The organism is Paenibacillus sp. FSL M7-0134 (assembly GCF_038007865.1).
Taxonomy (GTDB): Bacteria; Bacillota; Bacilli; order Paenibacillales; family Paenibacillaceae; genus Paenibacillus; species Paenibacillus polymyxa_B.
On the sequence record NZ_JBBOXV010000001.1, the window covers coordinates 110151 to 125609 of the forward strand.

General features: G+C 44.8%; 11 protein-coding genes. 1 reads left to right on the plus strand and 10 read right to left on the minus strand.

Annotated elements, in window-relative coordinates:
* Positions 1–5 precede the first annotated feature (5 nt).
* The 10 genes from NSQ58_RS00505 to NSQ58_RS00550 all read right to left on the minus strand — a co-directional run bounded on the left by NSQ58_RS00505 (position 6) and on the right by NSQ58_RS00550 (position 13790).
* The gene (locus tag NSQ58_RS00505; RefSeq protein WP_023990334.1) at positions 6–1019 is read right to left on the minus strand and encodes an ABC transporter permease; all 1014 of its coding nucleotides are present in this window, start codon (positions 1017–1019) and stop codon (positions 6–8) included.
* 453 nt (positions 1020–1472) lie between these two features.
* Positions 1473–1889, minus strand: a complete 417-nt coding sequence (locus NSQ58_RS00510; protein WP_341056712.1) for a cupredoxin domain-containing protein — start codon at positions 1887–1889, stop codon at positions 1473–1475.
* Positions 1890–2007: 118 nt separating this feature from the next.
* The gene (cydC, locus tag NSQ58_RS00515; RefSeq protein ID WP_341056713.1) at positions 2008–3774 is read right to left on the minus strand and encodes a thiol reductant ABC exporter subunit CydC; all 1767 of its coding nucleotides are present in this window, start codon (positions 3772–3774) and stop codon (positions 2008–2010) included.
* Positions 3755–5515 (minus strand): thiol reductant ABC exporter subunit CydD, encoded by a 1761-nt coding sequence (gene cydD / locus NSQ58_RS00520; RefSeq protein ID WP_340959846.1) that lies wholly within the window; start codon positions 5513–5515, stop codon positions 3755–3757. The genes cydC and cydD overlap by 20 nt, the downstream gene beginning before the upstream one ends.
* A complete protein-coding gene (cydB, locus tag NSQ58_RS00525; RefSeq protein ID WP_023990338.1) occupies positions 5515–6528 on the minus strand; it encodes a cytochrome d ubiquinol oxidase subunit II in 1014 nt (337 codons plus the stop codon). Before cydB ends, cydD begins: the two co-directional genes overlap by 1 nt.
* Positions 6515–7921 carry a cytochrome ubiquinol oxidase subunit I gene (locus NSQ58_RS00530; RefSeq protein ID WP_068938261.1) on the minus strand — a complete coding sequence of 469 codons (1407 nt, stop codon included), beginning with the start codon at positions 7919–7921 and terminating at the stop codon, positions 6515–6517. The genes cydB and NSQ58_RS00530 overlap by 14 nt, the downstream gene beginning before the upstream one ends.
* 406 nt (positions 7922–8327) lie before the next feature.
* Positions 8328–9986, minus strand: a complete 1659-nt coding sequence (locus NSQ58_RS00535) for a response regulator transcription factor (protein ID WP_076295648.1) — start codon at positions 9984–9986, stop codon at positions 8328–8330.
* Positions 9961–11769: a cache domain-containing sensor histidine kinase gene (locus NSQ58_RS00540; protein WP_341056715.1), complete on the minus strand. Its 1809-nt coding sequence runs from the start codon at positions 11767–11769 to the stop codon at positions 9961–9963. Before NSQ58_RS00540 ends, NSQ58_RS00535 begins: the two co-directional genes overlap by 26 nt.
* A 165-nt stretch (positions 11770–11934) precedes the next feature.
* Complete coding sequence (def, locus tag NSQ58_RS00545) at positions 11935–12516, minus strand: peptide deformylase (protein WP_028541815.1); 582 nt, start codon at positions 12514–12516, stop codon at positions 11935–11937.
* Positions 12517–12734: 218 nt separating this feature from the next.
* Positions 12735–13790 (minus strand): YrpD family protein, encoded by a 1056-nt coding sequence (locus tag NSQ58_RS00550; protein WP_339200935.1) that lies wholly within the window; start codon positions 13788–13790, stop codon positions 12735–12737.
* A 219-nt stretch (positions 13791–14009) separates the two neighbouring features.
* On the opposite strand from NSQ58_RS00550, the gene NSQ58_RS00555 reads away from it, so the two are divergent.
* A complete protein-coding gene (locus tag NSQ58_RS00555) occupies positions 14010–15419 on the plus strand; it encodes an RCC1 domain-containing protein (protein ID WP_341056716.1) in 1410 nt (469 codons plus the stop codon).
* Positions 15420–15459: the final 40 nt, after the last annotated feature.

Genomic DNA, 15459 nt, shown 5'->3' on the forward strand with positions numbered 1-15459 from the left:
CCTCCCTACATGATGCTTTCTTTGGTCAGTTTTTTGAATATACCGTTCGCCGTAAACAACAGCAAAATGCTAACCAGTGAGTTGAAAATACCAATTGCCGTCCCATAAGAGAAGCGACCCAAATTAATCCCGTAATTGAGCGCGTACAGATCCAACACCTCGGAATAATCCGTCACGAGACTATTGCCAAGCAAGAACTGCTTTTCAAAACCATTGCTCACCAGATGCCCAATCGCCATAATGAACAGAACGGCAATCGTCGAGCGGATACCCGGCAGTGTAATATGCCACATCTGTCTCCAGCGGCTCGCTCCATCCACGCGCGATGCTTCATACTGTTCTTGATCAATTCCGGTGATTGCAGCTAAATAAATAATCGTATTCCAACCTGTCTCTTTCCATATGTCGGAAGCGGTTACAATGTACCAGAACCAGCTCCCCTTTGCCATGAACTGAATCGGCTCATCCACAATATGAAGCGCTACCAATATATCGTTGACAATGCCTCCGTCAATGGACAGCATTTTCGTGACCAATCCAGCCACAACTACCCAGGATACAAAATGCGGGAGGTAGGATATCGTCTGCACAAACCGTTTGAACAGCATTCCCCGCAACTCGTTTAACAGAATTGCAAAAAAGATTGGTACGACAAAACCAAATATAATCCCCATCAGGCTCATCGCCAGTGTATTACGTAATACTAGATAAAATCGTTCGTCCTGAAATAACTCAATAAAGTTATTCAGCCCTACCCATTTCTGGTCCGTAAAGGATTTGGCTGGCTTATAATTTTGAAACGCCATCGTCCAGCCCCAAAGCGGAAGATAGCTGAAAACAAACACCCATATGACGAAAGGAATGGACATAAAATAAAGATACTTTTGCTGCTTCACACTGTCCCACAAGCCTTTTCTACCACGTTCAGGCTTCGGTCCGCGAGCCTTGCGCGGTCTTCCCCGGTTGGATTCAGGAATCACAGCACCATTGTTGGAAGCGGTTTCAGTTGAAGATTCCATAACAAGCTCCTCCTCATCTCTAGATACTATTATCATACTTTGCTGGCTTGGAAGCGGGTACCCGACGAATTAGGAGAAAAATCAGTTCAAAATTAGATATATGGGATGAAAAAAATTACATTCGTGCCACTACGCATGCGGATGGTGCTTCCCTCGCTGTTGTCCCCGGATTTCTTGAATAAGCAACCAAAGGTAGAAATCCGGGGACAAAGGCGACCGCTTCGCTTGTCCAGCACCATTCCGCCTGCTCCGTTCTCATGTAAATTTTCTGAGAGAAGTCTTGTAAAAAACAAAAGATCAGCAATGTAAGCTGATCAGAGGTAAAGGATAAAGGATAATGCATATTGCACCACAGGTGGATGATGGTATATATACAGACTGTCGCAATTAACCTAATTGATTAAAGGAAAAAAATAGCTTTCTAGCATCAAAGTGCTAGAAAGCTATTTTGATTTATTTTACCGTTATCGTCCCGAAGTACATGTACATGCCACAATTATACTCATATACCCCTGGCTTCAAATCCTTGACGGTAAAATAATTATTTTCGTGATCCAGGTAAACGTCCATTCCGATCTTCAACGACTGCACTTCATCAATGCAAGTAAAGGATGTCATTTTCTTGAAATTGATTTTGGTTGGAACGCCGGATTTCACTTCAATATTTTTAGGATAGAAACCCTCCCCTTTTACACCCACTGTAACAATCTCATATTTGGTCTTGTCTGGCTCTTCCTGAGCTTGTTTAGGTTGACTGGCCGGAAACGACGACACGCTCCCCTGAAAATAAAACAAGACAAACCCGCCCATGCTCAGGGCTACAAAACCAATCAGCATCAAATGCCAATGCTTAGAGATAAGTGCTTTCATTCATATCAGCCCCTCCAGTTGAGTGTCTACAGTTGAGTGTCTACAGTTGAGTGTCTACATGTGACGCATCAACTCTAACCAGTATATAAAAGTTAATCAAAATTTTATATACCTCATTTCACAGGCTCGGATGATCCAGCTCATACAGGCTGCGGTATCGGGACTGCTCCTGCCACAGCTGTTCATGGCTTCCTCGCATGGAAATGACCCCTTTTTCCATAAAGATCACCTCGTCCATATGCTCCATTCCTGTGAGATGATGCGTGATCCAGATGAGCGTTTTACCTTTCAGCACACGAAACATCGTCTGCATGAGTTCATGCTCTGTCAGTGGGTCAAGTCCCACTGTTGGCTCATCCAGCAAAACAATCGGGTGATTTTGCAGCAAAATCCGCGCCAGTGCAATTCGCTGTTTTTCTCCACCAGAAAAACGAAGCCCCGTCTCCTGCATTCGGGTATCGTAGCCCTCCGGCAAAGAATCAATTAGAGTTCCAAGCCCTACCTGCTCTGTTACTGCACGAACCTCATCCAGCGTAGCATCAGGTCGTCCCAGCCGAATATTGTTCGCTACTGTTGTATCGAATAAATACGGCTGCTGGTTTAGCACCGCAAATAAACTGGAGTATGCTCCACCTGTATATACGGGAATCCCTGCGACAGTGACGCTACCTTCATCAGGCTGCAATGCTCCCTGAATCAGGTTCAGCAGCGTGGACTTGCCCGCACCACTGCGGCCAAGCAATGCAACCTTGCCCCCCTGCGGTACGTGTAGGGAGATATTACGCACGCTCCATTCCTGCGTTGCCGCATAGCGGTAGCTTACGTTGTTCAGCAGCAGGTCTCCTCCGAGGCCCAATCGCATAGCGGTAGCCTGTTCCTCTAGAATGTCTGCTGTTCCGCCTGCTCCCGGTGTAGGTGTGTCTTTCTCCGAATCCTTTAACCGTCGAAGTGAATCCTGATACTCCGGTGCATGAACCACCGCTTCTCCAGCGCGAACGAAGGCATCCAGCAATGGAAAAGCCACAAGGGCAAAGGATGCCAGCCATGTGGCTTCTATACGATTCTGTGCTACCAGTCCCCCGGCCCACACAGTCATAATCACAATCCCGCCGCCTACAACGCATTGTGCGATCCAATGAGAACGCCACTCGCTCCGGCGAAGTGAATTCTCCATCACGGCAGCCCTATTGTGCCGTTGTGTAAAGGTACTCAGGAAATGCCCAGTCCGTCCGCTCAGCACCAGGTCACTCATGCCGAACAGAGCATCCGTCAGCTCCTGATAGGCTTTACTCCGTTCCTGCTTGAACATTCGCCGTTTGGCGAGTGAGGTCCATAGTGAGATAGCTGGGGCAATAAAAAGCAAAAATCCGCCATATAGCGCCATGAGCAAGGCAAAGGTTCCGTCCATCCGTCCGAGCGCCGAGATGCCTGCTGCATAAATCAGCAAAGCCGATAGCGCAGGCAGAACTAGCTTCAGATAGATGTTTTGAAGCTGCTCAATATCCTCTGCCAGCAATCCTAATAGATCCCCTGTACGGAATTTGCTGCGAATCATCAGCGCCTGCGGTTCTACTGCCCGATATAAGCGTACCCGCATACGGGACACCAGACGCAGTGCGGCATCATGCCCTACCAAGCGCTCCAGGTACTGAATAACCGCTTTACTAAAGCCAAATGTTCGCACAAGCACAATTGGAACGTACACCATTAATATATTTTCCGGTTTTAAGGCCGAACGGGTAATCAGATGACCGGACGTAAAGAGCAACGCGCCCGCACATCCAATGGCCAGCGCGCCCAAAAGAGCAGCTATCAGAAAGGCCCAAAAATATTTTCTCAGATACGTCACAAACCAGCCTTGACTGCTATTGTCCGTTACTCTCATATCGTCCGTTCCCTCCTTCCCACATCCCCGTCAGCAATCGGTAATATGCCCCCTTACGGGCAATCAATTGCTGATGAGAGCCTACTTCTTCCAGACGCCCTTGATCCATCATCCAGACACAGTCCATATCTGACATCCAATGAAGCCGATGGGTGGCAAGAAACATTCTCTTATGTTTCAAAACCGATAAAATCGTCTGTTTTAGCTCCCATTCTGTCTCAATATCCAGATGGGCCGTAGGCTCATCCAATAAAACGACCGGACGATTACTGAGCAATGCCCGCGCCAACGCAATCCGTTGCGCCTGCCCTCCGCTCAGTGTCCGACCTGCTTCACCAATAGGCTCATTCAATCCACCCGGAAGACCGTCTACCAGTTCACGCAGTCCAACCGCGTCAATCGCCCACTCTACCTGCTGGTTGGATGCCTCCGGTTCATAAAAGCGGATATTATCTGCCAGAGAAGCGCTAAACAGGTATGGATGCTGTGGAATATAGGCAATATGCCGTTGCCATTCAGCTTTGGCAACCCCAGCCAATCCGCATCCATTCAGGAGCAGCTCACCCGAAGTGGGATCAGCAAAGCCGCCAAGCAGACTGAGCAGCGTCGTTTTACCTGCACCGCTAGCGCCAACGATGCCGATCATGTTCATGAGCGGTTCAACATTTGCAGACACATGTTCGAGCCGAGCCGAACCGTCTTCATTAAGGAGGCACACATCAGATAGCTCGAGACTATCCTGTCCCGTGATGTCCAATCTTTTATCGCTAGCTGCCTGTTTATTCGGCTCGGTCGCATTATCTTCTGTACTGAGAATGGAGCGTATTGCTCCCCAAGCCTCCTTACCATCCAGTGAAGCATGATAGTCTGATCCCAACTGGCGTATGGGCATAAAATATTCTGGTGCCAGAATAAGCACCGCAAGCGCTGCCTCCAAACCTACCGAGCCACTAATCAGGCGCAGCCCCAAGCCTACCGCGACAAAAGCGACCGATAGCATACTAAAAAAATCGAGGGCAAATGAGGAAAGAAACGCTACCCGCAGCGTGCGCATCGTTGCTGTGCGGTATTGGTCGCTGACCTTCCCAACCGTTTCCCCATGCTCTTGGCTACGACCCAAAAACCTTAGTGTCTGAAGTCCACGTAGCGAATCCGTGAAATGGTGAGATAACAAACGATAGGAACGCCATTGCTTGTCTGCCTGCTTCCGCGCTGCCAAGCCGAGCAAAATAAAGAAGCCCACCAGAATCGGCATCGTAGTCGTCAAAATTACACCTGAAATGACATCCAATGTGAAAACATACACAAGCACAAGTATAGTTACAGCCATCATGTCAATCATTCGAGGAATGGACAGTTCCAAATACGTGCGAAAACGATCCATGCCGTCCAGTGCTAGCGTCACCAACTTGCCACTGCCTTCCTGCGCTGCAAAACCCGGCCCCCGTTCGAACAAACGTGCAAGCAGACGCTCCCGTAAGGAAGCGCCTGAAGCTTCGGCAAAACGGCCGGCTGTCCGACGTTGCAGCCAGATCATCGTATGCCTCATTGCAAAAGCTGCGAAAAACAACGCCAGCGACGGCCAAGCCATCACCAGCGGATTTTTATCAAACAAAATCGTAACAGCCTTTGCCAAGAAGACTGCTTGTGCAATCACAGCAGCCCCCTGGAGCAGGGAAAGGGCAGCCAGTAGCAGCATTACTGGCCGAATGCCCTTTAATTCTAACCATGCCTTATCCATTAGTATTCCAAATGATCCTTCTCACTGAGACGCTTATGGAAAACAAAATAGCTCCACGCCTGATAAGCCAGCACAAAGGGTAAAAGCGTTGCTGCAACAATCGTCATGGCTTTCAGTGTGTAATGACTGGAGCTTGCATTATAAATCGTCAAATCAAAAGCACTGTTAATCGAGCTCACCATAAATCTTGGGAACAAACCAACGAATAACGAAACGAAGGTCAGCAAAATCAATGCACCTGTCATCCCGAAGGCCCATCCTTCGCGGCTCTGCTTCAGGAAGTACCACGTCAGCACATAGGCGACAATTCCCACTGCTACCGCAGCATACATAAAGGGACCGCGACGTGCAAATAAATCCGTTGCAAAATAAGTCCATACCACCATGCCAGCGAGTAAAATGCCCAATACCGGAAGAAATTTGGACGCAATCACGCGAGCACGATCCCGTACTTCTCCAATCGTCCGCAGGGAAATGAACGTCAGCCCATGCATTAGGCACATTCCGACCACTGTCAGTCCAATCCATACGGTGTATCCATTGAACACATCGGAAAATCCAGCTTTCAAATCCATGTTTTGCTGAATAGGTACACCTTTCACCAAAGCCGCAAAAGCCATACCGAACAGCATCGGCGGTAGAAAGCTACCAATCAGAATGCAGGCATCCCACGTTCCTGTCCACCATTTCCCTTCAGCCTTGCCGCGGAACTCAAAAGAAACTCCACGCAAGATCAAACCTAGCAAAATAAAGACAAATACCAGATAATATCCGCTGAACATAGTTGCATAAAAATGCGGGAAAGCGGCAAACATCGCACCTGCTGCTGTAATCAGCCACACTTCGTTGGCATCCCAAAATGGACCAATCGTATTGATCATCAAACGTTTTTGTTGGTCATTGCGCGGTACCAATCCCGTGGCCATCCCCACGCCAAAATCAAAGCCCTCCAGAAAAAAGAAACCGGTAAACAACACTGCGATCAATAAGAACCATAAATCATTTAGCGTCATTATTGTCACCCCCTTGGGCAAATGGATCATGAATTACCGTTTGCTGATGTGGCTCGATATCTGGACCTTTGCGAGCCGTACGGTAAAACAGAAATGCCAGCACACCTGTTAAAATTAAATACAATGTGGTAAATGAGATGAACGAGAACAGCACTTCTCCTGCCACAACCGTAGGCGAAACAGAATCTTTTGTTTGAAGCAAACCAAATACAGTCCACGGTTGGCGACCTATTTCGGTCATGATCCAACCAGCAGTATTCCCAATGAATGGAAGGGATATCCCCCATATCATAAGACGGAAGAACCAGCGATGTGAACCTTCCAGCTTTTTACGGAACGTCAGGTAAGCACCGTATAAAGCGAGTGCAATCATGCCACATCCCGCCGCAATCATAATACGGAAACTCCAGAACGTGGTACGTACTGGCGGGATATAATCACCCGGACCATAGGTTTTTTCATATTCTGCTTGAAGCTCATTCATACCAGGCACAGAGCCGGAAAATTTACTATAAGATAGAAAACTCAGAGCAAAAGGAACTTTAATTTCAAAGGTATTTTCCTTCTTTTCAGGATCAATACCCGCGATAACTGTCCAAGGAGCGGGGTCACCGCTGTTCTCCCATAAGCCCTCACTGGCAGCCATCTTCATCGGTTGTGTTTTCACTAAATATTGAGCCTGACCATGACCAAACAAAGGAATAGCAATGGCACTGATTAAGGCAACAATAATGCTCAATTTAAAAGAAGGTTTAAAAAAGTCCATATTCTTTTTGTGCATCAGCTTCCATGCACTGATACCCGCGATAAGAAATGCCCCCGTTGCAAAAGCAGCAAACAACGTATGCGGAAATTCCCATAACAGTTGTTCATTCGTTAACAGAGCAGCAAAATCTTTCATTTCTGCACGTCCATTTTGAATCTCATATCCTACTGGACGCTGCATGAATGAATTAGCAGCTAGAATCCACAATGCCGATAGCATCGTACCGATAGATACCAACCACATACAAATTAAATGGACCGTTTTGGACAATCTTTCCCAACCGAATACCCATAATCCGATAAAGGTCGATTCCAGGAAAAATGCAAGCAGCGCTTCAATCGCCAGCGGCGTACCGAATACATCACCGACAAAACGGGAAAAGTCCGACCAATTCATCCCGAACTGGAATTCTTGCAAAATCCCGGTGACTACGCCCAATGCAAAGTTAATCAGCAGAAACGTTCCCCAGAATTGAGCCATTTTTTTGTACAAGTCATTTTTTTTGATAACATACATAGTCTCCATAATTGCCACCAATAACGACAATCCAATGGAGATCGGCACATAAACAAAGTGAAGAATCGTTGTAGTTGCAAACTGCAACCGTGCCAAATCCAATACGTCCATGATGTTGCTCCTCCCCCTGCACTTCTCTTAACATTGATTTATAGTGTCTGTAATCTGAAGTCTTCTACATTTGTGATAGTATTCACATTCTTACATATGCAGCGGTCACTTTTTAGAAAATGACTCACTCAACTACCTTCACCATGGTTGTCATGATCCGGCTTCAGATTATCCCCATTATATAGAATAAATTTAAATGAAATAGAATCGAAAATGTGAACATCGTGTCAAATCTGTGTCATAACGATGGCGATTTGATGAAAACGGCCTAAACTACATAATAAATGTGACATTTTCGATTGATCTATCCATTTATCCGCCATAAAAAAAGAGCCTCTCTTCGTTCGGAGGTCGTACCTCCGACATCTGTAAGAGAGACTTCATAGCGTTAAACCTAGGGATTCTATCAACAGCCATCTGTTCCTCCGTTCTTTTGAACCCGATTACGGTAGGAGGAAGGTGACATTCCAACATACTTTTTAAATTTACTATGAAAATAATCTGCATTCGCATATCCTACGCGTTCCGCCACCTGGTGCACCTTAATTCCTTGAGCAAGCAATTCTCTTGCTCGCTCAATCCTCACCTTATCCAGGTAGGCATTAAAGGCCTCGCCAGTATGACTTTTGAACAGTTTGCCCAAATAGCCACTATTGTAATTGAACATATCTGCCAGTAACTCCAGTCGCAAATTTTCATCATAATGACTATGTATAAAGTCAATCATTTGTTTCATGATGATGCCCTTGCCACCAGATTCAGTCTGGCCAATCCATTGCAACACATGCTCCAGCGAGTGATCCACCAGCTCGCCCAATGTGGAATAAGCATATACATCGGTTATAAAGCTGGAGTGCTCCTCCAGCACGGTTCGGCTGTGATCCTGTCCAGCTGCATACTTGTTCAACGCCAGTGTGAATGTTTGGGCGAACGCCGCCTTGATTGCAGATTCTGTGCGATAAATCCGTGGAAATTGGCCTTCCATATCCTTAATGACACGGGTTGCAGCTTCACTATTAGCCATATCTAGCGCATAGTACAGCTTTTCTGCATAACGTATGGGATCATCTGTGGCACTATCAGACGCTCCACTCCTTTCAGTCTCGACTGTCTCCAATTCGTGTAGGTCTCCGGAAAGCATGACTCTTTCTGCCCGGAACAAAAACGTACGCTCCAATAATCGTAGTGCCTGCTCAAAAGATCTGGGAATGTCGTTAAGAATGGCTACAGAATCACCGGCAGCCACATAAATTTCCGTAGCCCACGGCTTTAGCTCCTGTCGCCAAGCAGCCAGTAACTGAACAGCATCTTTCTCCGTTTTTAACGTGGCGGGAAGCAAAAGACCCATATATATTCCAGCCTCAAACACGATACCTCTGCCCTGCTCATGGCACAATTCTGTTAGCCGCTGCTTTGCTGCCGACTGCCGGGCTTGCCGATCCCAGTCAGGTATACGTAAATCCAGCAGAATAACCTGATAGCTACTCCAGTCCAACGCTGGTAACACGGGCTGTTGTCCATGTTTTCCGTTACCGCTTTGATGTTCAGCTTGCTTGGATGCTCTGTGAAGAGAATCACTGCTTTCCACAGCATTACGAGCATGCTCTCGATGATCCGGAAACAATAGTGCTTCGATCCAATTACGCTCATGGGAAGGCGGACTTCCCCATTTGCCGTCTTCTTTCTCGTCCTCAATGTTTTGCCATACCCGTTTCAACTCTGTCGTCATTTCTTCCTCATCAACTGGCTTCAGTAGATAGCCATCCACCCCGAAGCCCATGGCTTGCCGTGCATAATCAAAGTCTGCATATCCGCTTAATATGAGAAAATGAAACGGCTCTCCGTTCTTTTCACGTATGCTTCGTATGACCTCCAGCCCACTCATCCCGGGCATACGAATATCTACAATGACCAGCTCCGGCCGATGCTCTCCGAACTTATCCAGTGCCTCGCGCCCGTTCCCTGCCGTGTCGACAATACGGAAGCCACAATTCCCCCAGTCAATAATGGAGGACAATCCTTCACGAATCGCAGGCTCATCATCTACAATCATTGCTTTGTACATTCGACTCTTCCTCCCTTGGTATGGAAAAGTATACGGTTGTTCCTTCTTGTAATGCGCTTTCAATATGCAGTCCATAACGTTCGCCGTACATCAATGTTAGACGTTGATGTACATTACGCAGGCCAATACTGCTCCCTTCTGGCTCATCCGTCCCCCTGATCCGAGCTAGCAGACGGGTCAGTTGCCCAGCTTCCATGCCGATTCCATCATCTTCCACTTTGATTTTCAGCTCTCTTCGTTCTATTGCAATATCTACCTTCACGGTAACTGGCTCTTCCTTATTTTCCAGGCCATGAATGACTGCATTTTCCACCAGCGGTTGTATGATTAAGGGAGGAATCGACAGGCCCGTCGCGCTTTCTTCCAAATTCACTTCATAGATCAAACGATTTCCAAATCTGAACTGCTGAATTTGCAAATAGGACCGCACCATATCCAGCTCCTGTAGTACCGTCGTTTTACCACTGCCAATCTCCAGATTCCGGCGCATCAGCCTGCCAAGCAAACGCACCGTCGTTGCAATTTCCGCTTCCCCATTCAGATGTGCTTTCATTCGAATGGATTCTAACGCATTAAACAGAAAATGCGGATTAATTTGGCTAGCCATCATTTTTAGCTTGATATCCTTTTGTGCCAATTCCAGTCTGTTGTTATGCTCACTCGTCTCATAGACCTGCGCCATGAGTTGGCGAATACTGTTCACCATATAGTTGAAACGGCGGGATAAATCCCCGATCTCGTCCCTTCCCTCCACACTCGATACCACATGAAAATCGCCCGCGGCTACCTTACCCAGTTCATAGCTCAACCGCTGTAGGCGTTTGGTAATCAGCCAGGAAATGATGGTGATCAGAATCAGTGCCATAACCAGCACCGCAAGAACACATAGAGCACCAATCAAGCTAATTCGGTTGGCTCCCTGTACAATATGCTCCGTCGAAAACACTGAAATAATCGTAAATCCGCTCACACTGGAGGCGGGCAGCAGCTCATCCACGATGATGTTGGAGGACTTTCCGTTGATTTTCGCTTCATATATTCCCTTACCCGCACGCTGAACATCAAAGCCCAAATGTAAATCTCCCAACGTCTGACCCACCGACTGCGGACGAGTAGCTGCGACCACAATACCATTACGATCTGCAATCAATGTTTCAAAGGGCTCCTTGCTCAGCATATGATTCAACTCGGTCTGACTCAGCGATATCATCAGAACTCCCTTGGTATTGTATTCGGGAAATGGAATTTGCCGTACCAGGCTCAGGCGATTAACCGGGTTATCTTCCTTATCCTGAATGTAAAACCAGTTAATCGCCGTCCCCTTCAAAGCCGTTTGGAACCACTGCTGCCGCTCAATTTTAGAGTCCACTGGAATAAACTCCAGATTATTGACAAGCGTCGGATTGTACGAATAGAACCGGATGGTAGCAATCTCTCTATATTGCTGAGTATACTCATTAAAATCCTTGTATTGATGATACGCATTCATCAGCTCCACCATACCCGGATACCGTCTGTTCGCCATCTCCCTCAACCTCTTATCGAACATGAGCCCATTTGAAATATCCGTTGGCACACGCAGTAAATTTGCCGTCTGGCTCTTGATCTTTTCCACATTGTTTACTGTCTGGGCAATTGCACTATTCAATGCCTGCTCTCGCAAATAAAAAGTAACGCAGCCGCCTACCACCAGCACCGGGATCATGACAATCAGTACATAGGAGAACAGCAGCTTATTCCGCATACGCATATTATTCATCAGAAGCCGTACTCCACGATTCATGTCATCCCTCCCATAAGATAAGCGCTTACATTTTTGTGTATTTTCACATCCTCTATCACGAGCTACATGTTTCCAGTTTAAAGCTTCGTAACCTCTATATCCATATTTTTTTGCAAAATTAAAAAAATGTGGCGAACGGAGTCACCACACTTTACGGATCATGAGCTATTTACGTACAAAAGGTTCGATATGCACTCCCTGCGGCAGCTTGTGCGGATCTTCCGGATTGATACGGTCATAGAACATAATACCGTCCAAATGGTCCATTTCATGCTGTACTACAATCGCTGCATAACCTTTGAAAGTCAATAGCTCCTGTGTTCCGTCTGGCAAATTGGCCTTAATACGAATTTTTTCATAACGAGGTACATATCCGGCTACGTACCGATCTACAGACAAGCACCCCTCACCTTGTTCCAAATAAATCATGGACGTGGAGTGGCTGACCAGCTTCGGATTAAACAACGCATACTCTACCGTTTTGTCCCCATCTTCATAATAAATAGCGCACATTCTTTTGTTCAAACCTACCTGGTTCGCAGATAATCCCACACCCGGGCGCAGTTCATAGCGGGTAGCCAGCTCTTCATTTTGGCTATTTTTCAGATAATCCAGCATCCATTGCATCTGTTGAAGATCCTCTTCAGACAGTGGCAAGCATACCGGATCCACCTTCGTACGCAAAATAGACTCCCCTTCACGCACGATATCCTTCGTGAGAAGCATGTCCATCGATTGATTACTCATTCGTCAGCCTCGATTCATTAAAATAAATATACTTTCATGTTATTCTGCAAAAGTTAGGGGAGTTCCCAATATTCCTACAAGTTTTATCCCATAAATTATATCTATTCATGAAATGAATTGTCAAAATGAAGCGGTAGTGGAGTGTAAGCAAACAACATGGCTTTTAATAAAAAAATAAAACCGCTCCTTAGAACGGTTTTATAAACTATATTAATATACTATTTTGAAAGCTTAAAAGATGTACTATTTCCACTAATTGTGACTTGAGTATTGGCTACTTCATCTTTAACTGGTGTTTTGGCTATCCCGTCAATTGATATTTCACTTAGAGTAGAATTCATCTGCCCGCTTGCTCCGGAACCAGCAATAGTTGCTAACAACTTATAATTAACTACACTGTTCACTCCAATATTTGATTTAGAAAAGATAGTGGTCAGCTTAGTATCACCATGTCTTGAACATCCAAGATCCGCACATATAGCAGTTCCCGCAAGTTTTAATCTTACAGCGTTATGTTCAACACCACTAGTATAGTTCCTCCATAAGTCCATCTGAACTGGCTGTCCAGTAATATACCCATTTTTATATTGTACCTGATTATAACCATCAAGTAGATATGAAGTTGACAGTGGATCGTCCCCACCTATTTTAAGATAAGGCTGCCAAACTCCCGGAGCATCTCCTTTACTATAAGCCAATCCTGCATCAACTTCCAATCCCCTTGCTGTAAACCCTGTATACATATACGGGGTTCCATTTGTAGCCAGCAAAGTAGAGTTACTTGATGTAGTAATGGCCCTAGTCTCAATGTAGTTACCTGTCGTACTATTGACCAATACCCTTCCTCCAAATCCTCCTTGTATTGCTTGTGGTTTAATAAAGTGTGTTTCCTCTCTACCATTTTCAACTGGTAAAATAATCAACTCTGGATCTTTAATTGAAGAATCCTCATAAAAAAAGAGGTTAGTATCGTCCAAATAACAGTAGTCAACAGTTTCATATGTAGAAGATTCAATAGATGCATTCAATGATTGACTATTTGCTTTTTCTTCTCTAACAACTTTTTTGGCTTGAATAATAAAGTTGTTTATCTTTTCCTGGCTAACCTCAGCATCATTTTTTACTGTAACATTTTTAGAATGTTCTAATCCATAAGTTGATTGCGTTACTGAATCGCTAACTTTTTCCGTAATATCTTCGTTATTAGCCGAAGCAGTAACACCAATTGAAGAGAATAACAGAAAGATAATTATTGAGAACTTTACCTTTTTCATTCACTCTCACCTCATCCTAATTTTTGAGAAAAATTTTTGCTATTCCCCTTCCCTAATATTGTAAAAATTTTCACCCAAAACATATAATAGTATTTCATTATTCATTTGTCTACATTTTTTATGGAAACAAATACATATTAGCTGGATTTATTTGCAATTTCTTTCTTGTTTATGGTTATATGATATTAGAAGTTATTTCAAAAAAGGAGAGAGCATATCTTGAAAAATCAAAATTTAAAGCAATGTTTCATAGCTTTATCAGTTATTTTATTAATTTTCTCCTCTTGCTTAGTTTCAAAAGAAGCATATTCAAACGAATATGTAAAACCATCTCCAGATATAGTTCAATTTTCAAGCAGTGGTGAACATACTTACGCTATTGACAATCAAGGAAAGCTACTTGCATGGGGGCGTAATGAAGATGGGGAATTAGGCTCAGAAGACGGCATAAATCGTTCCGTACCCTCTCCTGTGGTTTCTATGTCATCTGATACTTTTAAACAGGTCACCACGGGTCGCTTTGGTTCTCTAGCCATAAAAACAGATGGTACCGTTGTTAGTTGGCAAAGTAAAAAAAATCAAGGTCGTAGTGTTGCCCCTAAAACCTTCTCAAGCCTAAAAAATGTTGTAAAAATTGCCGCCGGAGGAGATCACTTTTTAGCATTAGATCAAAGCGGGCAGGTTTGGGGCTGGGGTGATAATTCTCGGGGACAATTAGCCAACTTTAAGTCATCTTTCATCAATGAACCAACTTTAATAAAAGATCTACCCATGAATATTGTGGGTATAGCAGCTACGAATCAGGGTTCCTTTGCACTTTCCAAGGATGGAACATTGCTCTATTGGGGCGGCGACAATGAAGATGCGAATATTAAAGAACCACAGCTGCTTAAACAACTTAAAAAAATTAAAATGATTAAAAGTGGAGATTTTGCTATAAGTGCAATTGATATGAATGGCAACGGGTGGACATATAATCCGCTAGAGAGCAAAACTAAACAGTTTAAAATTCCACAGAAGTTAAAAGATATCTCTGCTCAATTCGACCACACTGTTTCATTTGTAACAACTACTGGCGATGTCTGGATTTCTGCTGGTAATTCCAATCCAGAGAAAGTAAAGGGGCTTGCTAATATATCGGAAGTAAACTCTGGAAACGACTTTACAATCGTAAGAACGGAAAACAATAAATTATGGAGTTGGGGGAGCAACGTTAACGGTCAACTTGGAATTGACTCGACATTGAAAAATGTAAAGCAACCGACTATTGTAGTGAAGCCTATTCAATTGACCGTAGATGGCTCTATCATGGATCTGACTACCACTCCCAAATTACTGAACGGCTCAGTCTATGTTCCTTTCAGAGGAATATTTGAAAAATCAGGAGCTAAAGTCATTTGGAATAGTAGCCAAAGGGATCAGGTCACCATCACAAAAGGTAAACTGACTATAGAACTAGTTGTAAACCAAAAATTCGCATTGGTTAATGGAAAAAAAGTAAGTCTCGCTGCTCCTCCAAAATATATAAACGGGAGTATTTTGGTACCGATCAGATTCATTTCTCAAACCTTGGGTGCAAAGGTAAACTGGAACGCATCAAAATATGAGGTAACTGTCAATAATCAATAGAAGCCAAGAAAGAACGAGCGATCATCCCATTAAATATGAA